The organism is Kitasatospora azatica KCTC 9699, assembly GCF_000744785.1.
Taxonomy (GTDB): Bacteria; Actinomycetota; Actinomycetes; order Streptomycetales; family Streptomycetaceae; genus Kitasatospora; species Kitasatospora azatica.
In genome coordinates this window covers 1,900,501-1,918,323 of sequence record NZ_JQMO01000002.1, presented here as the reverse complement: position 1 = coordinate 1,918,323, position 17,823 = coordinate 1,900,501, and the positions used below count along the sequence as shown (strand labels likewise).

Below are 17,823 nucleotides of genomic sequence, written 5' to 3'. Positions count from 1 at the left end.
GCCGGCGCGGTGCTCTACTCCCGGTCGCGGCCGGTGCGGGCCGCCTGAGCACCGCGCCGCCCGCCGCGGCCGCGGTGTCGGATCATCACCGGCGGCGATGCGGCAGCTGTGCTTCAGCGGTTGCCGAGTGCCGCCTCCTCCCGGTCAAGGTCGTGCTGCAGGCTCCTGCGGGTGGCGTCGCTGATCCGGTGCTCGTCGTACAGGCGGTGCAGTTCCGTGCCCTGGACGGCGATCACCTCGTGCCGAAGCTCGCGGTAGGCGGCATCCGCGGTGCCACCGTCCGGGCCGTCGATGCTGTGGTCGAGGCGGGCGCTGAGCCCGCGCCGGACCCGGTCGATGACGGCCTCGGGCATGGCCTCCAGCGAGGCGAGGTCGTCGACATGGGTCAGCGCGGCACGGTTGAGGGCGTCGCGGGCCTGGGCCTCCTCGCGGGCGGTGTGCTCGGGTTCCAGGGCCAGCCCGGAGCGGTTGACCACGGCCGCCAGGCTCAGCCCCTGGACGACCAGGGTGAACACCACGACCGCGGTGGTGAGGACCAGCACCAGCGCCCGTCCGGGCAGTGGGCTGCCGCTGTTCGCGACGAGGGGGATGGACAGGGCGGCGGCCAGCGGCATCACGCCGCGGGTGCCGGCCCAGGTCACCACCCCGGCCACGCGCCAGGACATCCGGCCGCGGCTGGGCTTGACCGCGCGGGTCAGCGGGAGCGTCGACAGGACACGGACGGCGATCAGCACGGCCGCCAGGGCCAACGCCTGCAGCGGCCACCAGCCGGCACCCGCCGGCAGGCCGCGCACCAGTGCGGGCAGCTCCAGGCCAACGATGCTGAAGACGACGCTTTCCAGCAGGAACACGACGACCGCGTACACGGCGTGCAGCTGGAGGCGGATGTGGGCGTCGGTGAGGCGGTGGCCGGAGCGGCCGAGCAGCACGCCCGCGACGACGACCGAGGTGATCCCGGAGGTGTGCGCGGACTCCGCCAGCACGTACGCCGCGTACGGGGTGACCAGGGCGATCACCGTCTCCAGTACCGGATCCGTGGTGCGGCGGCGGACCAGCCACACCAAGCCGGCGACCACGGCGCCGATCACGCTGCCGCCGCCCCCGAGCAGCAGGAACTCGCCGCCGGCTGCGGGCAGGCTCACCGCGCCGCCCGCCGCCACCGCGATGCCGACCGCGACCTTGAACAGCACCAGCGAGGTGGCGTCGTTGAACAGGCTCTCCGCCTGCACCAGCACCTGAACGCGGCCGGGCAGGGCCAGGCGCCGGCCGAGCGCGGTGACGGCCACCGGGTCGGTACTGGCCAGCACCGCGCCGAGCACGAACGCCATCGCGGGCGGCAGCCCGGTCACCGCGACCGCCACGAAGCCGACCGCCGCAGCCGAGGCGAAGACCAGACCGAAGGCCAGGATCGTGACCGGCTTCCAGACCATGCGCAGGTCGCGCAGCGACAGTTCCTCGGCGGAGGCGTACAGCAGGGGCGGCAGCACGACCAGCGCGATGGTCTGCGGAGGGATCCGCAACGCGGGCGTCCCGGGTATCAGCGCTACCGCCAGGCCGGCGAGGACCAGCAGCGAGGGGGCGGGGACGCGCCAGCGCCGGGCGAAGGTCGCCACGGCCGTGGCCAGCACCACAAGGAAGAGAATGGTCGCCACTGCGCGCATCCGTGAAGCCCCGATCACGAAACGGGGGTTCGCTGCCGCCGATTGCTGCAGTCCGTCCCCCACGCCGACCAGGCTTCCCGGCACACCGTCGATCATTTTATCGGAAACTTAGCGCTGCGGGACCGTCGGCGGCACGGTCGCTCGGCTGATCGGTCGTGCAGTCTCCGGCCGGGACGTCTCGGCTGGGGCGGCGGTTCCGGTCCGCGGCAGGACCGCCGAGGCGATGCCGCCGTCGGCGTTCGATGAGCCCTCGGACTCCGGCATCCCGCAGGTCACTCGAAAGCTCGGTGGCCGACGGCCGGTGTGGTCGTGGTCGGCGCCGACCGCCAGGGGGAGTGGGCCGAGGGCGCCTCGGAAGCAGCAAGCGGCTATGGAGCATGGTGGGCCGCGACCCCGCAGTGCGGCGAGAGTCGTGGCCTGTGCCGTGCGCGGTCGGATCAGAACGCGACGATGCCTTCGCCGCCAGTGCCGTCGGGGACGGTTTGGGAGCCCAGTGGGGTGAGGGAGCCGTCGTCGTTGACGGTGAAGGCGTCGAGGATGCCGTTGACGCCGGTCTGGACATAGAGGAAGTGCCCGTTGGTGGAGACCGCGGCGTCCACGGTGCCGGGGTTGGTGGGCGTGTTACCCAGGGCGGTCAGACTGCGGCCGTGGTCGGCGGTTCGGAAGCCGGTGAGCGTCGAGCTGCCGGCGTTCGAGGTGTAGAGCAGGTCGCGCACGGCGACCACCCAGCAGGTCGCCGACTTGCCGGTGGCCGCGGAGGCGTCCTGGGTGGCGGTGCCGTCGGGGTGGATGGTGAAGGTGGCCAGGGTGTTGGGGCCGGCCTCGGTGAGGAAGATGCCGTGGCGGCCGTTGGGGACGAAGCCGAACGGCACCGCGCCCGGCAGGTTGGTGACGACCGGGGTGTCGGAGGGGGCGCCCGCGTGGTCGAGCTGGAAGATGTCGAGGTTGTTGCCGTTGGCCTTGGTGGTGACGACCAGTTGCGAGCCGTCGGACACGAAGCCGACCTGCCCGGGCGTGTGGGTGAACTGCGGGGTGGGGTTCGGGTCCAGCCCCAGGCAACGGTTCCAGTCGGCCTGCTTGTGCAGGTGCCCGTCGTGCACGGTGTAGCCCTGGACGGAGCCGCCGTCCAGGGCGTTGAGGACGTAGACGATGTCGTCGTGGACGGCGACGCTCACCGGGAACCGGCCACCGGAGTCGATGACCTGGCGCTTGTCCAGGTGGTCGCCGTCGACGGAGAAGACGGTCACGGTGTCGCTGCCGGCGTTGACGGCGTACAGCAGGCCGTGCTGTTCGTCGTAGGTCAGCGCCCCCTGAGAGGCCAGGTGGTCGGCGACCGAGCCGTCGAGGACGCCCCCGAGGCCGCCGGTGTCGTAGAGCCCGTCCTGGGTCAGCGTGCCGTCGTCCGCGCGGTGGTAGGCGACGATCTGGTTGCCGGCGGGGTTGTCGGTCTGGACGAACACCGCGTGGTGCCCGCCGCGGTGGGGTCCGTTGTCCCCGTGCGCCGTGGCAGCGGCGGACGGGGCGAAGGCGCCGACCGCCGCGAGCGCGGTGGCGGCGGCCACGCCGAGACGAGTGATTCCGTGCACGATAACTGCCTCCTGTGGGATCGGGGTGCCGTCGTCTCGCGGGAGGCCTACGTCTCCGGGCGGTCCGGAGCCGGGTGGCTCGGCCTCCTGGCGAGGCGACGTGGACAACAGCACGGCGGGCACAGGCACGAGGCTCACTGAGGACCCTGGGCAGAGACCCGGCCACCGCTTCTCACTCGTACGGTATGTGACGATATGTCGAGAACATCGGAAGCATGCGCGCAAGCCGTGCCGGGCCGCGGAGCGGACGGTGGAACGTGGGCCGACCGGCGGACACCGCCCGGGCGAAGGCGGTATCGCCGCCCGATCGGCTCGATCCCGACCGCACGTCCGGCCCAGCCCGGCCTGCGCCGCCGTGCCCCGGCTGGTGAAGTGGACGGGAGCCCATGCCCGCCCCGAGGACGGAAGCACCCGCATGCCGGACACCGAGACTTCCTATGCCGACCTGCGCGCCCTGGTGATCAACTGCACGCTCAAGCGCTCGCCCGAGCGCAGCCACACCCAGGGACTGATCGACGTCAGTACGGGGATTATGGAGCGCCAGGGCGTCGCGGTCGACATCATCCGCGCCGTCGACCACGACATCGCCACCGGCGTCTGGCCCGACATGACCGAGCACGGCTGGGACAGCGACGAGTGGCCGGTCCTCTACAGCCAGGTGATGGCCGCCGACATCCTGATCCTCGCCGGGCCGATCTGGCTCGGCGACAACTCCTCCGTGACGAAGCGGGTCATCGAGCGCCTCTACGCCTGCTCCTCGCTGCTGAACGAGGCCGGCCAGTACGCCTACTACGGACGCGCGGGCGGCTGCCTGATCACCGGCAACGAGGACGGCGTCAAGCACTGCGCGATGAACGTCCTCTACAGCCTGCAGCACCTCGGCTACACGATCCCGCCGCAAGCCGACGCGGGCTGGATCGGTGAGGCGGGCCCCGGCCCGTCGTACCTGGACGAGGGGTCCGGCGGCCCGGAGAACGAGTTCACCAACCGCAACACCACCTTCATGACCTGGAACCTCCTGCACCTCGCCAGGATGCTCAAGGACGCCGGCGGCATCCCGGCCCACGGGAACCAGCGCTCCGAGTGGGACGCGGGATGCCGTTTCGACTTCGAGAACCCCGAGCACCGCTGACCGGCCGGTCTGATACCGGAAGCCGGGGCCGGGGTGTCGGCGGACCGGCGTACGGCGACGGCCGGACACGGGCTGCCGTTGAGCGCGGCCAGAGATCAGATTGAAGCCCCGCACGCTCCGTGTCCAGCCCATTGCTGATATGAACCTACGAAGCGACGGCTTGGTGGGCGGCTGCTGTCAGTGCCCATCGTTAGCCTGGGGCTCATGACCTCGAAGAAGGCGCGCCGCCCGATCAGTGAACTCCCCGGAGATCCAGCTCACTTGCGCTTCGTGTACTCCCACGCGCACCCCGCGGAGCCGTACGAGTTCGAGGACACCCTCGAAGCCTGGGGCGTCTCCGTCCTGGCCCCGCCCAGCGATGAAGAGGACGAGGACTACGATCCCAACTCCGCGCCGCGGGTCGGCAGGGTCTCGTTGTATCGCCTGCGCGACTTCGCCGAGGACGACCGCTGGGACGCGGCCGACAGCTGGTCCGGGGACCTCGAGGTGATCGCCGCCGCCGTGCTCGGCGGTTACGGGCGCAGGCAGGGCTATGCGAAGGCGTTCGAGAACCGGATCACGCAGCCCGTCGGCGATCTGCTCATCCTCGACCGAGTCCACCTCGACCGGGAATGGCGCGGATTCGGCCTCGGGCCGATCATCGCGGCGGAGGCCATCCGACGACTGTCGCCGGGGTGCTGCGCGGTCGCCGCCTACCCCGCCATGAGCGAGTACCCGCAGAACCGGGAGGAGGTCACCGACACCTACCGCAAGCGCGCGAAGAAGAAGATCGCCGCCCTCTGGGAAAGCATCGGCTTCGAGCGCTTCCGCAACGGCGTGTGGCTGCTGGACACCGCTCTTCAGGAGCCGATCGACCTCCACCGAGCCCGCCGGGCCGACCTGCTCGCTCTCTCACACGCCTACCGCGGGGCGTCACGGGAAGCGTAGGCGCGGCGGAGACGACGACCAGCAAACTCTGGCCGTCCCGCACTCCGCCACGCCCAGGCAGGGCGGCCGTACCGAGTGTTCCGATCCGGCCGTGATCGGCGATCCGCCATCGCCACCGCCGGTCGTACGGCAGACTGAGGGCATGAGTAGGTATGCCGTGGCCAAGCCCTATGCGCTACCGGCCTCGCTCGGCCTGTTGACCGGGCCGACGACCGGCACGGTCGCGTTGCCGCGATACATCGACTGGGGCCCGCAGTACGCCTACGACCTCGCGGATCATGCCGACCTCGTGCTGATGTACGAGCGCGTGATCCGGGAGGCGCAGACCCCCGACGACCTCCATGCCAACTTGGACCGGGCCACCCTGCTGAGGATCTGGCCCGAGCTGTTCCTGCCCCGGGAGGCCCGTGCGGTCTGGCAGGCCCGCTTCCCCGAGCTCGGGTCGAGGGCGGCTGCCGCGTAGTGGACGACCTGCACCGGCGCCTGATCACGATCGGGCTGGACGCTCTCGCCGAGGACTACGGCTATGCCCTCGCGGGCGGCTACGCCGTCCAAGCGCACCACATCGTCGACCGGCTCAGCGACGATGTCGACTTGTTCGCGCCGATCGACCGCGCGGCCAAGGAGATGCCGGCCGCCGTCGTGCGGGCCGCTGCGGCGTACGAGGCCGCCGGGTATTCGGTTGAGGTCGCGCAGCAGGTGCCGACCTACGCCCGCATGAACGTCACCGACCCGGCCACGGGATTCCAGAGCAAGGTCGAGTTGGTCGCTGAGTTCCTCCACCACCCGCCGGTGGCCTCCGACCTCGGGCCGGTCCTGCATCGCGATGACGTCGCCGCGGGAAAGACCGGTGCGCTGTTCAGCCGAGCGGAGGTCCGCGACGCGATCGACGTCGACGGACTCCTCAAAGCCGGCTACTCCCGCCAGCGGCTGCTCGAACTCGCCGCCCAGAACGACGCCGGCTTCGACGAGCAGATGTTCGCCGACGCACTGCGGCGCGTCGCTCGCTACAGCGACAAGCAGTTCGCCGCCTACGGGCTCGACCCGGCCGCGGCCGCTGCGATCCGCGAGGAGTTCGCTGACTGGCACCAGGAACTCACCGGAGCGTAGGGCGCGACCGCTGCTGCGGAGTCACCTATGAGGGTCAGTCACATCCCGGGTCTATGCCGCCATCGGCGGCACACTCTCGATCACGGGAGTGGCGCTCCGGTGATCGGCATCGGCCTTGTCCAGGGCGTCGCCGAGGGCGTTGACGGCTTGGTCGGCGGAGTCTTTGAAGAGGTGGCCGTAGAGGTTGATGGTGGTGGCGAGGGTGGCGTGGCGCAGGGTCTTGGAGACGATGGCCAGGGGGATGCCCATGGCGATCATGATGCTGGCGGCGGTGTGTCTGAGGTCGTGAAGGCCGATGCGGGGCAGGTCGATCTCGGCGGTGCGCTTGCGGAGCTGGTCGAGGACCCATTGGGGTCGCAGGGGTGATCCGTCGCCGTGGGAGAAGACGAGTCCTTCGAGGCGGCCGTCGGGGTGGTTGGCCATCTGGATGGCGGCTCGGCGGTGGAGGGTGGTCATGACTCTGGGGGAGAGGCTGATCCAGGCGCGGCTGGCTGGAGTTTTGGGCTGGCCGAGGTGGAGTTTGCCGTTGTTGACGGCGGCCAGGTTCCAGCGGACGAAGAGCTTGCGGTCCATGAGGTGGACGTCGGACCAGTGCAGGGCCAGGATCTCGCCGCGGCGCATGCCGGTGCCGAGCATGACTTCGAAGAGGTCGGTGAGCTGGTCGGCGTAGTGCTCGGCGCAGTGTCGAAGGAAGGTCGCGGCCTGCTCGGGTGTCCAGCAGGTGCGCTCGTCTGCGCGGGGCTTGGGCGGGACGGAGTGTTTGGCGGGGTTGTAGCGCAGCCGCCAGGAGCGGACCGCGGCGTTCAGCGCGTTGCGGAGAGTAGAGATAGCCCGGTAGACGGTGACGCTGCCCCGCTTGGCTGCGAGTTGGGCGGTGATCCAGTCGTTGATGTGCTTGGCGCGCAGGTCGAGGAGTCTGCGGTGGCCGAAGGCGGGGATGAGGTCGCGTTCGACGCAGGCCTTGTAGCCGGCGTAGGTGTTCGGCGCGAGAGCCTCCTTCCTCACGGCGAGCCATTCGCGTAGGTAGCCGGCGACGGTGGTGCGGCGGTTCTCGTAGACGCCGCGCAGCTCGCCGTCCAGGACGGCGGCCATCTCGCGGGCGGCTTCGGCACGGGTGGCGAATCCGCCCCTGCGGCGGGTTCGGCGCCGGCCGTCCTCGGGGGCGAGGTCGACGGCGTAGGTCCAGGTGCCGTGCTTCGCGTCCTCCAGCAGTCGCATGCACCAGGGGCCGAGCTGCTTCTTGTTCTGGTCCTGGCAGCCGCATCGGCGGTAGACCCTGCCGCGCTTCGTACGCTGTCCCATGGTGGTTCCTCCTTGGCCCGGGCGGTTACGGGTCCAAGATTCGCCGGGCGGTCGGGCGTGTCGGCAGAGCGCGCGGAGCGGGGCGCGAGGCAGGGCGGGAGCAATCGGGCAGGACACGCTCAAGAAGACACACCGCGCGGAAGATCACGATCCGTAGCCGATGGGTAGTCGACCTTGATCTGCTCGCAGCGGTCACAACGGTCGGCGGCGTTGCGTGGGGCCTGCCGGGCGCGGCCACCGGTGGTTGCTGAGGGTCCGCCAGATTGCTGTTACTCGCGGTGACTGGAGCCGCCCCGGAACTCTTGGGACCACTTTGGGACCACACGCGATGAGCGCCTATGAGCGCCCATGGGTCATAACGGGCGCTTGTGCACAAAGTAGTAACTGACGAACCGTCATCTATTCCCGACGGTGCCTGTTCGGTTTAGGCGTTCGCATAATCCAACTTGCTTATCTCCGAGTCTTGTTGACGCAACAGAGAAGCCAGGACCTCAAGGTCCTGGCTGGCGACACTACTTGAAGCACTTGACTGGGGGTCAAGGGGTCGCAGGTTCAAATCCTGTCGTCCCGACTTCGGACTGATGTCCAAAGTCGCAGGTCAGAGGCCGTATTCTGCTTTCGGGATACGGCCTTTTGCCGTTCCTGGGGTGGGGTTCTGGGAGCACGGGGGCTGGGAGTGTTGGAAGTAAATGGGAGCGATTCGCTCCCAGGGGTCAACACGGAGCCGCGGATCGTCACCCGATCCGGTCGAGTTGGCAAAGATCTTCCCGTGTCGGGGTGGGCGCGTTGGGCATGTAGGGAGCGCGGGGCTGCGGACAACCGGTTGCGGGTCGCTGACCTGCTGCTCCCACGTTCCTTTGGCTGGGAGCAGTGTTACCTGTCAACGGTTTTGGGCCCTTGAAGTTGGGAGTGCCCGTGTCCCGAGGCCATTTGACAGCTGGTCAAGGGTGTACCTGCTGATTCGCTGACACCTGATGGTGGTTTTGCGCTGATGGGTGTGGTGCCGGCGGTTGGGCTGGGAGCGACGGCTCCCAGCGCTACAACGCTGTACGGCGCCGGGTGGCGGGAGGCGAGGACAGGCGACCAGCCGGACTCCGTGGAACCTGAAGCGAGCTTTGGTCGAGTCGAGTTGGCCATTAGGGGTTCAACTCGGAGGGGGACACGCACCGTTGCCCACGGCGGTCGGGGGTGGTTGGGGTGCTGGAGCTGTTGTGACCGGTTGGCTCATGGCACTACCACTGGTGACGCTACCAACGGCTACAGGTCGGCGCCCGCCCGTTGCTGCGGTCCATGTTGGTCCGCGCGTGCACGACTTCGAGCTCTACTACGATTTCTAATGTTGTTGTCAAGCGGCCGCGGTGACGGGCGGTAGCGGCTCATAGCACCGTCCGTCACGCAGGAGGGCCCACAGAACATTGACGCGGCGTCGGGCAAGGGCGAGGACTGCCTGAGTGTGCCGCTTGCCCTCGGCGCGCTTGCGGTCGTAGAAGCGGCGGGACTCCTCGCAGCACCGGATGCTGATCAACGCGGAGGTGTAGAAGACGCGTTGAAGACCTCGGCTGTATCGCTTGGGGCGATGGAGGTTGCCGCTGATCTTGCCCGAGTCGCGGGGAGCCGGGGCGACTCCGGCGAATCCGGCAAGGCGGTCCGGGGTGGCGAATGCGGACAGGTCGCCGCCGGTGGCGGCGAGGAACTCGGCGCCGAGCAGGGGCCCGATGCCGCCGGGCATGCTCGCGACTACTTCGGCGTGCGCGTGCTCGCGAAACCGGGCCTCGATGACCTTGTCGATGTCGGCGACCTGCTGGTTGAGGCGCGTCACATCCCTCGCCAGGGTTTGCGCGAGTTGGGCCGTGGGCTTCTCGCCGGTCACGCTGGTGTGCTGGCTCCCGGCTGCGGCCAGGGCGTCCGCGGCCAGCTGTGCGGCCCCGCGGACCTTGCGGTTGCGCAACCAGGTCTCCAGGCGCCGGGCACCGGTGCGACGTAGGGCGGCCGGGGTTTGGTAGCCGGCGAGGAGGACCAGCGGGCCGGCGTTGGTCAGGTCCAGGGCTCGTTCCAGAGCGGGGAAGATACCGGTGAGGTGTCCGCGCAGCCGGTTGACCGTCCGGGTGCGGTCGTCCACGAGGTCGCGGCGGTGGCCGGTGAGGACTTTGAGCTCGGTGATCAGTTCGTCGCCGGGTCGCAGAGGTTGCGGGTCCCGGCGGATGCGGGCCTGGTCGGCGATGATCGCCGCGTCCTTGGCGTCGGTCTTGCCGTCGCCGCGGTAACCCTCGGAGGCGCGGTTGACGGCCATGCCCGGAATGTAGAGCGCGTGCTGGCCGTGGTTGAGCAGCAGCTCGATCACGAGGGCGGCACCACCGTCGGCCAGGTCGATGCCCCAGGTGACCTGGTCGCCCAGGGCCAGGACGTCGGCGAGGAGCTGAAGGAGTTCCAGCTCGTCGTTGGCCACACGCCGCGACAGCAGCCGCTTACCGGTGTCGTCGATCACCACGCAGTGGTGGTGGGCCTTGCCGGCGTCGATACCGGCCCAGATCGCTCTCACGTGCGCTCTCCACGGGTCGTTTGCCTACGTGCACCACAGACGACCTCGCTGTCGAGTCCCTACACAGCGATCGGAGTCGCAATTCCTAATCAGCAGCCGAGTCGTCGGGGGTGTCGGGCGGCGCATCGATGGAAGCCACGGGCGGCAGACCTCTGAAAGCCACACCCGACACCCTGGGTGAGCCAACCCTACGAGTGGCTCGCTCATCCCGATCAACAAGGTAGGGACCTCTGAATCGAGGTTGTTGAGCCTACTCAGCAAACCACCCCTATCCAGCAGCACGTCGTAGCCGAACCCGCTGGCGGCCTCGACCAGCGAGCCGATGAAATCCAACTGCATGTCGGGGTAGTGGCCGCTGGCCGGCGGAAACGCCAGACCCACGGTGCGGGTCTCACCCGAGGACAGCGCCCGCGGGGTGGCGCTGGGCTGGTAGGTAGTCGAGCTCGTCTATCAACGCCTGGATCCGCGCCCGGGTCTCGGGCGGGATCGGACGCTTCCCGGACAGCGCGTACGACACCGTGCTGCGCGCAACTCCCGCACGCCGAGCGATCTCACCAATGTTCACGCGACTCTCCGATGCTGGATGATGCGGATCGACTCCCGCGCGTCGAACCGGTTCGAACCGTTGAGTGGACGCGAGGCTAGTCCCTACGGGGGTCATGTGTCGACCACATGAACGGCCTGCTTCTTTTCTGAAACCTAACGCTCATCCGGCATTGACATCACCGATCCGGGCCCCCTACTTTCTGACGAACCGATTCGACACCGGGCGTCTCGCCCGGACGGCGATCCGAGGGCATACCACCCCGCCCTCCCCACGTACGACGCATCGCGCGCCGAACGGCGGACCGGCCCGCCCCCCGCCCCCCGAACAGGGAATCTCCGGACTGGGGCCTGACCGATCCCGGCAAGTGCACCATCGTGTTTCTTCATCCAGAAGGACAGTCCCCATGGCACTCCCTGCACGCCTCAAGATCAAGAGCTGGCTGGCGGTCGCCGCGACCGCCGCCCTGACGCTGCTGGTCATACCGCCCACAGCCAGCGCCACCACCGAAACGCTGAGCGTCGACCTGTCCACCACCGCCGGGCCCATGACCGGCGTCGGCGAGGGCTACCTGTACGGCCTGAGCCAGGACGGCAGCGCCCCCGGCGACAACTACCTCCAGCCGCTCAACCTCACCCTGATGCGCGGCGGCGGGGCGCGCGTCGCCGGCGACGGCTGGATCGGCGACGGCTACAAGGCCGGGGCCGGCTACCAGGCCCGCATCAACTCCATCATCGCCCAGGCCAAGCGCGTCACCCAGGCCCCGTACCACGCCGAGTACGTCCTGATGCTCAGCGACCTGTGGGGCGCCGACCTGTCCCAGCCGGGCAACGCGCTCTACCCCTGCAACAACGGCGACTGCTCGAGCTGGACCACGTTCATCGACGACACCGTGGCCGCCATGCAGTCCGCCGGCGTCACCGTCACCTACGAGCCCTACAACGAGCCCAACGCCGGCGGCTTCTTCCCTCCCGGGATCGGCACGCAGTACTGGAACATGTGGAACAGCGCCGTCCGGGAAATCCGGCGGGTCGCCCCGTCCGCGCGCATCGACGGCCCCGCGTACGCCTCCAACCCCACGAGCGCCCTGCAGACGTGGATCCAGACCGCACAGGCCGCCGGCACCCTGCCCAACGTCATCAGTTATCACCTCGGAGGCGGCACCACCGACGACCCGGTCGCCGCGGTCGCCCAGGTCAACGGATACCTGTCCGCCGCCGGCATCACCGGCCTCACCCAGTCCTCCAACGAGTACCTCGTCCCGAACCAGCAGGACGCCGCCCACACCGCCTGGATCCTGGACCGCTTCGCCCAGTCCGGCATGGCCACCGCGGCCCGCACGGAGTGGATCAACTGCTGCACCTCCGGCGACCTCGGCGTCACCCTCACCCACACCGGCGGGAACCTGGTCCCCTCCGGCCAGTACTGGACCTACCGCGCCTACGCGACCCTGACCGGAACGCGGGTGGCCACCACCGGCAGCGGTAGCACCACCATCACCGCCGCCATCGACAGCACCAAGAACCAGGCCGCCGCGCTCATCGGCGATTCGGCCGGATTCGTCGGACAGGCCAACGTCTCCATCACCGGATTCGGGTCGGTCCCCTGGCTCGCCTCCGGTGGAGCCACCCACGTCGAGGTCGACCGGATCCCCGACGTGGCCTCGTTGAACAGCCCCCAGACCGTCTTCAGCGGCAACCTCACCGTCTCCGGCGGGGCCATCACCGTGCCGGTCGCCCTGGGCGACAAGAACGGCGCCTACGCCGTGTACGTGACGCCGCCCGGCTCGGTCACCAGCGACACCACCACCGACGACACCGCCACCTCCGGCACCGACCACTTCGGCTACGGCGCCAACTGGGGCACCGCCACCGGCGTGTCAGACCTGCTCCAGGGCACCGCGCACTGGAGCAACACCACCGGCGCCAGCGCCACCTACACCTTCACCGGCAGCGGCGCCACCATCTGGGGCGTCAAGGACCACGACCAGGGGATCGCCGCGTTCTCCGTCGACGGCGGCCCGGCGACCTACGCCGACGACTACGCCACCACCCGCACCTCACAGGCACCCCTGTGGTCCACCACCGGCCTCAGCTCCGGCACCCACACCGTCACCATCAGCAACACCGGGACGAAGAACACCGCCAGCACCAACGTGACGGTCGCCCTGGACTACGCCACCGTCACGCCGAACGTCTCGACCATCGACGACGCAGCCACCACCGGCACCAACCGGTTCGGTTACGGCAGCAACTGGGGCGCCACCACCGGCATCGGCGACCTGTACAGCGGAACCACCCACTGGAACAACACCACCGGATCGACCGCCACACTCACCTTCACCGGCACCGGCGCGGTCATCTACGGCGTCAAGGACGTGGACCAGGGCATCGCCACCTACTCGGTGGACGGCGGCACCGCCCGCAGCGTCGACGACTACAGCGCCACCCGGATCCCGGGAGCCAGCCTGTTCACCATCTCGGGCCTGACCTCCGGAACCCACACCGTCACCATCACCGTCACCGGAACCAAGAACGGCGCGAGCTCCAACAACACCATCGCCCTGGACTCGGCAACCACCTTCTGACACCACACACCACCTGGTCCGGGCCGCCGAAACACCGGCGGCCCGGACCGCACCTCGGGAGCCTGCGGGCACGCCGGATCCCGCCGCGCCGACACCTGGCACACCTTCCCGCGCTCCCAGGCCGAAACGATCCCGGCGATCGACTTCCCGCAAGTCGACGCCGGCATGCCGCAACGGCTGCACGAGGCGACCGTCATCGAGGTCGGCAGTCGCAGGCGGCGAGGTGGTCGACTGCAGTGATACCGCCGGCGTTTCCTGGCCGCAGCAGGCCCGCGACCGGCTCACCAGACCCCGTGCGACCGTGGTCGCCGAACACGAACAGCGGGTGATGACCGAATGCCTTCTTCCAGGTCGAGGCCTCACATCACAGACGTGGTGCAGGAGTTCTCGATGCCCCGGTCGCCTCTGAGCCGAATGCGCCGGGCTCTGCGGCCTGGCCCCGGCCGGAGTATAGGGTTCTGCCATGGCCACGATGCATGACGTCGCCCAACGGGCCGGAGTCTCACCCAAAACGGTCTCCCGCGTGGTCAACGGCGAAGCCAACGTCAGCGAGCGGACCCGGCGCAAGGTCGACGCCGCCATAGCGGAACTGGACTTCCGTCCCAACACGATCGCCCGCAACCTGCGCACCGGCCGGACCGGACTCGTCGCTCTGGCCCTGCCCCACCTCTCGCAGCCCTTCTACGCGGAACTCGCCGAAGCGGTCATGCGCGAGGCCGAACGCCGTGGGCTGACCGTGCTGATCGAGCTCACCGGCGGCGATGCCGAGGCCGAGCTCGCGCTGGTGCGCGACCACGGGCCACACGTCGGCGGGCTGCTGATGTACCCGGTGGGGCTGTCGGACGCGCAGGCCCGCTTGGTCGCGCAGACCGTGCCGACAGTATTCATGACGGAACGCTCCTATGACGCCCCGGTCGACCGAGTCGCCATGGCGAACCGGGAGGGCGTGCGGGCCCTGGTCAACCACGTGGTCTCCTTCGGGTACACGCGGATCGCGGCCCTCGGCGCCGGCGACACCGACCGGCCCGACCAGGCTGCCGCCCACCTGCGGCTGGAGGGCTACCGGGACGGACTACGCGACGCGGGCCTGCCCTACCTGCCCGAGCTCGTCCGCGAGGTGGACACTGCCGACTGGAACCGCCGTGCGGGCGCCGCCGGAATACAGCGGCTGATCGATGCCGGGATCCGGTTCGATGCCGTTGTGGCCTTCGCCGACGTCCTGGCCCTGGGCGCCCTGCACGCCGTTCAGGCGGCCGGGCTGAAGGTACCCGCGGAGGTGGCCGTCGCGGGCTTCGACGACATCGACGACGCCCGCTACTCCCATCCGTCGCTCACCTCTGTCGCGCCTGGCACCGCGCGGATCGCCCGCGAGGCCCTGGCCCTGCTGAACGACCGTATGAACGGCACGGCCACCGTGGAGGAAGGCCGGCTGATCGTCGCCGACTTCGACCTGGCGGTACGTGAATCAACACTGGGAGGGATAGCACCATGGGGCGGGGCGTGACCATGCGCACCGTGGCCGAACGGGCCGGGGTGTCGACGAAGACGGTCTCCAACGTCATCAACGGGACCGGCTCCTACAGCCAGGAGACCGAGGAGCGGGTGCGGGCGGTCGTGGAGGAATTCGGTTACCGGATCAATCCCTTCGCCCGCGGGCTGCGTTCCCGCCGCACGGGCACGATCGCCCTCGTCATCCCCAACGTCTACCAGCCCTTCAACGCGGAACTGGCCGAGCAGATCCTCATGGCCCCCGAGACCCTGGGGCTGAAGGTGGTGGTCGAGGCCACCCGCGGTGACGCCCAGCGGGAACGCACCCTGCTGACCACGTCGTACGGCGAACTCGTGGACGGGATCATCTACGTGCCGCACGCGCTGTCGCCCCAGGAATATCTGCCGCTGCTTGAGGCCCAGCCCGCGGTGGTCCTCGGTGAGCGCCCCACCGAGGCGGACGGAATGAGCCTGGACTACGTCGAGATCGCCGACGAGCAGGGCGCACACGCCGCCGTCGCCCACCTGCTCTCCCAGGGCCGCCGCCGCATCGCCGCCATCTGCGAACCGGCAGGCCCCCGCGCCGGCGGCCGACGCCTGCACGGCTACCGCTCGGCCCTCGAGGAAGCCGGAGTCGCATACGACGACTCGCTGGTCCTGGGGGTGGACAACGCCGACCTCTGGTCCTCCGGTGCCGGAGCCGTGACCCGGCTGCTGCGCACCCGCGTCCGCTTCGACGCCCTCTTCTGCTACAACGACGTGGTCGCCATCGGCGCGCTTTCCGTCCTGCACCGCAGCGGCGTCGCTGTCCCCGACGACGTGGTACTGGCGGGCTTCGACGACATCGAAGCAGCCCGCTACACGACACCGCCCCTGACCACGGTCGATCCCCAGCGCCCGTCGATCGCCCGCACGGCCGTCGCACTGCTGCGCTCCCGCATGGACCACGCGGACTCCCGCGCACTGCCCGGCCGGACCGAGACCGCCGACTTCACACTGCGGGTACGCCGGTCGTCGTCTGCGGGGACGGAGACCAAGGACGGCGAGCGGCATGTGCCCTGACGCCCACCACCAGTCACTGCTGCGGGATCCGAGCCGATGAGCCCCGATCCGCGAGCCTTGGGCCTTCCCGACGCCACCGCCCTCAAAGCCTCGGGCGGGGAAGCCGCAACGAAGACGGCCGGCGACCTGCCACGGCTCGCCGTCGCCCTCCTCGCCCACCGCTCGCCGTCGCCGACGTGTGCTGGTGAGCTTTGAGTGTCACACGCCCACACACCCACACAGGAGTGCGCCCGTGACCCGCGCCACCGCGATCATCAACCTCGACATCGAGGGCCCGACGATCAGCCGCCACCTCTACGGCCACTTCGCCGAGCACCTCGGCCGCTGCATCTACGGCGGCTTCTGGGTCGGAGAGGACTCGCCGATACCCAACGAGGGCGGCATCCGCCTCGACATCGTGCAGGCGCTGCGCGCCCTGAACATCCCCAACCTGCGCTGGCCCGGCGGCTGTTTTGCCGACGAATACCACTGGAAGGACGGCATCGGCCCGAGGGACCAGCGCCCCAGAATGGTCAACACCCACTGGGGCGACGTCGAGGAGAACAACCACTTCGGCACCCATGAGTTCATGGCCCTGTGCGAACTGCTCGGCGCCGAGCCGTACGTCAGCGGCAACGTGGGCAGCGGCACCGTGCAGGAGATGAGCGAGTGGGTCGAGTACCTGACGCGTGACGGCGACAGCCCGATGGTGCGGCTGCGCAGGGCCAACGGCCGCGAGGCTCCCTGGCGCGTGAAGTTCTGGGGCATCGGGAACGAGACCTGGGGTTGCGGCGGCAACATGCGCGCCGAATACTCCGCCGACCTGGCCCGGCAGTACGCCACGTACTGCCGGGACCACGGTGACAACAAGCTCTACCGCATCGCCTCGGGCGCGTCCGGCGACGACTACAAGTGGACCGAGACGCTGATGCAGCAGATCAGCTGCTTCGGCTGCGAGGCCACCCCGCGCAACTTCTTCCAGGGCATCACCGTCCACCACTACACGCTGGCCGGCCCCTGGGAGGCGAAGGGCAGCGCCACCGCCTTCGACACGGACGACTACTACCGGACGATTCTCTCGGCTCGGAGGATCGACCGAATCCTCACCGGCCATTCCACGGTCATGGACTGCTACGACCCCGGCCGGAGGATCGGCCTGGTCCTGGACGAGTGGGGCACTTGGTGGGACGTGGAGCCCGGCACCAACCCCGGCTTCCTGTACCAGCAGAACACCCTGCGCGACGCACTCGTGGCGAGCACGCACTTCGACATCTTCCACAGGCACGCCGAGCGGCTGTACATGGCCAACATCGCCCAGACCGTCAACGTCCTGCAGGCGATGCTCCTCACCGACGGCGACACCCTCGTCCGCACGCCCACCTACCACGTGTTCGAGATGAACAAGGGCCACCAGGACGCCACCTCGCTCGCCGTCCATCTCCGCGCCGATGACGCCCGGCGCACCGTCGGGGACGTGGAACTCGAGACCCTGACCGCCTCTGCCAGTGTCAAGGACGGGGAGGCGCTGATCTCACTGTCCAACCTCGACGCCGAGGAACCCGCCGAGGTCACCCTCGACCTGCGCGGCCGCGCCATCGGCGAGCCGACCGCCCGCATCCTGACCGCCGACCGCCTCCAGGACCACAACACCCCCGGTGCCCCGGAAACGGTCAGCCCCCGCCCCTTCGAGAGCCTGAGGACGACCGGTCAGGGACTCGCTCTGACCCTGCCGCCCCACTCGTTCCTCACCGTACGGATGCCGCTGCGCTGACCCTGTGCCGCTCGAAAATACGATTCGGCACTGTGAGTTGCGGCGATGCCGTGCGGTCAAGCGGCGTGGTGATACTCGTTGATCAGGCCGCCAAGGCCAGGTCGTCGGCGGGTTCGGTGAGCCTGGAGGTCGGTG

At 69.4% G+C, this 17,823-nt stretch carries 12 protein-coding genes and 2 pseudogenes; 8 read left to right on the top strand and 6 right to left on the bottom strand.

The features are described 5' to 3' along the window. Positions 1 to 113: 113 nt before the first annotated feature. Positions 114 to 1,661, bottom strand: coding sequence for a Na+/H+ antiporter (locus BR98_RS08940; protein ID WP_035843720.1), 1,548 nt, complete (start codon positions 1,659 to 1,661; stop codon positions 114 to 116). Positions 1,662 to 2,098: 437 nt separating this feature from the next. Then, positions 2,099 to 3,247 (bottom strand): lactonase family protein, encoded by a 1,149-nt coding sequence (locus tag BR98_RS08935; RefSeq protein ID WP_157537523.1) that lies wholly within the window; start codon positions 3,245 to 3,247, stop codon positions 2,099 to 2,101. Between the two features lie 415 nt (positions 3,248 to 3,662). Between BR98_RS08935 and BR98_RS08930 the strand changes: the two genes are divergently transcribed. From BR98_RS08930 to BR98_RS08915, 4 genes are all read left to right on the top strand, one after another. Then, positions 3,663 to 4,379: a flavodoxin family protein gene (locus BR98_RS08930; RefSeq protein WP_035841569.1), complete on the top strand. Its 717-nt coding sequence runs from the start codon at positions 3,663 to 3,665 to the stop codon at positions 4,377 to 4,379. A gap of 204 nt (positions 4,380 to 4,583) precedes the next feature. Then, positions 4,584 to 5,306: a hypothetical protein gene (locus BR98_RS08925; protein ID WP_035841567.1), complete on the top strand. Its 723-nt coding sequence runs from the start codon at positions 4,584 to 4,586 to the stop codon at positions 5,304 to 5,306. A 142-nt stretch (positions 5,307 to 5,448) separates the two neighbouring features. Continuing rightward, on the top strand, positions 5,449 to 5,769 hold the full coding sequence (locus BR98_RS08920) for a hypothetical protein (protein WP_035841566.1): 321 nt from the start codon (positions 5,449 to 5,451) through the stop codon (positions 5,767 to 5,769). After that, positions 5,769 to 6,416 carry a nucleotidyl transferase AbiEii/AbiGii toxin family protein gene (locus BR98_RS08915; protein ID WP_035841565.1) on the top strand — a complete coding sequence of 216 codons (648 nt, stop codon included), beginning with the start codon at positions 5,769 to 5,771 and terminating at the stop codon, positions 6,414 to 6,416. Before BR98_RS08920 ends, BR98_RS08915 begins: the two co-directional genes overlap by 1 nt. A 51-nt stretch (positions 6,417 to 6,467) precedes the next feature. On the opposite strand, the gene BR98_RS08910 is transcribed toward BR98_RS08915, so the two are convergent. The 3 genes and pseudogenes from BR98_RS08910 to BR98_RS41020 all read right to left on the bottom strand — a co-directional run. Then, on the bottom strand, positions 6,468 to 7,718 hold the full coding sequence (locus BR98_RS08910) for a tyrosine-type recombinase/integrase (RefSeq protein ID WP_051969476.1): 1,251 nt from the start codon (positions 7,716 to 7,718) through the stop codon (positions 6,468 to 6,470). Positions 7,719 to 9,063: 1,345 nt separating this feature from the next. Next, entirely contained in the window at positions 9,064 to 10,257 is a 1,194-nt protein-coding gene (locus BR98_RS08900; RefSeq protein ID WP_035841563.1) for an IS110 family RNA-guided transposase, read from the bottom strand. Positions 10,258 to 10,515: 258 nt separating this feature from the next. Beyond that, a pseudogene (locus tag BR98_RS41020) lies at positions 10,516 to 10,822 on the bottom strand (LacI family DNA-binding transcriptional regulator); the annotation flags it as partial. A 385-nt stretch (positions 10,823 to 11,207) separates the two neighbouring features. Here BR98_RS41020 and BR98_RS36160 point away from each other — a divergent pair. Beyond that, positions 11,208 to 13,388: an autotransporter outer membrane beta-barrel domain-containing protein gene (locus tag BR98_RS36160; RefSeq protein ID WP_051969475.1), complete on the top strand. Its 2,181-nt coding sequence runs from the start codon at positions 11,208 to 11,210 to the stop codon at positions 13,386 to 13,388. 220 nt (positions 13,389 to 13,608) lie between these two features. Here BR98_RS36160 and BR98_RS41015 read toward each other — a convergent pair. Next, positions 13,609 to 13,746, bottom strand: a pseudogene (locus BR98_RS41015) (IS1380 family transposase); the annotation flags it as partial. Between the two features lie 105 nt (positions 13,747 to 13,851). On the opposite strand from BR98_RS41015, the gene BR98_RS08890 reads away from it, so the two are divergent. From BR98_RS08890 to BR98_RS08880, 3 genes are all read left to right on the top strand, one after another. Then, positions 13,852 to 14,892: a LacI family DNA-binding transcriptional regulator gene (locus BR98_RS08890; RefSeq protein WP_035841561.1), complete on the top strand. Its 1,041-nt coding sequence runs from the start codon at positions 13,852 to 13,854 to the stop codon at positions 14,890 to 14,892. Between the two features lie 2 nt (positions 14,893 to 14,894). Then, on the top strand, positions 14,895 to 15,938 hold the full coding sequence (locus tag BR98_RS08885; RefSeq protein WP_232247354.1) for a LacI family DNA-binding transcriptional regulator: 1,044 nt from the start codon (positions 14,895 to 14,897) through the stop codon (positions 15,936 to 15,938). A gap of 232 nt (positions 15,939 to 16,170) precedes the next feature. Further along, positions 16,171 to 17,688: an alpha-N-arabinofuranosidase gene (locus BR98_RS08880; RefSeq protein WP_035841558.1), complete on the top strand. Its 1,518-nt coding sequence runs from the start codon at positions 16,171 to 16,173 to the stop codon at positions 17,686 to 17,688. Positions 17,689 to 17,823 lie beyond the last annotated feature (135 nt).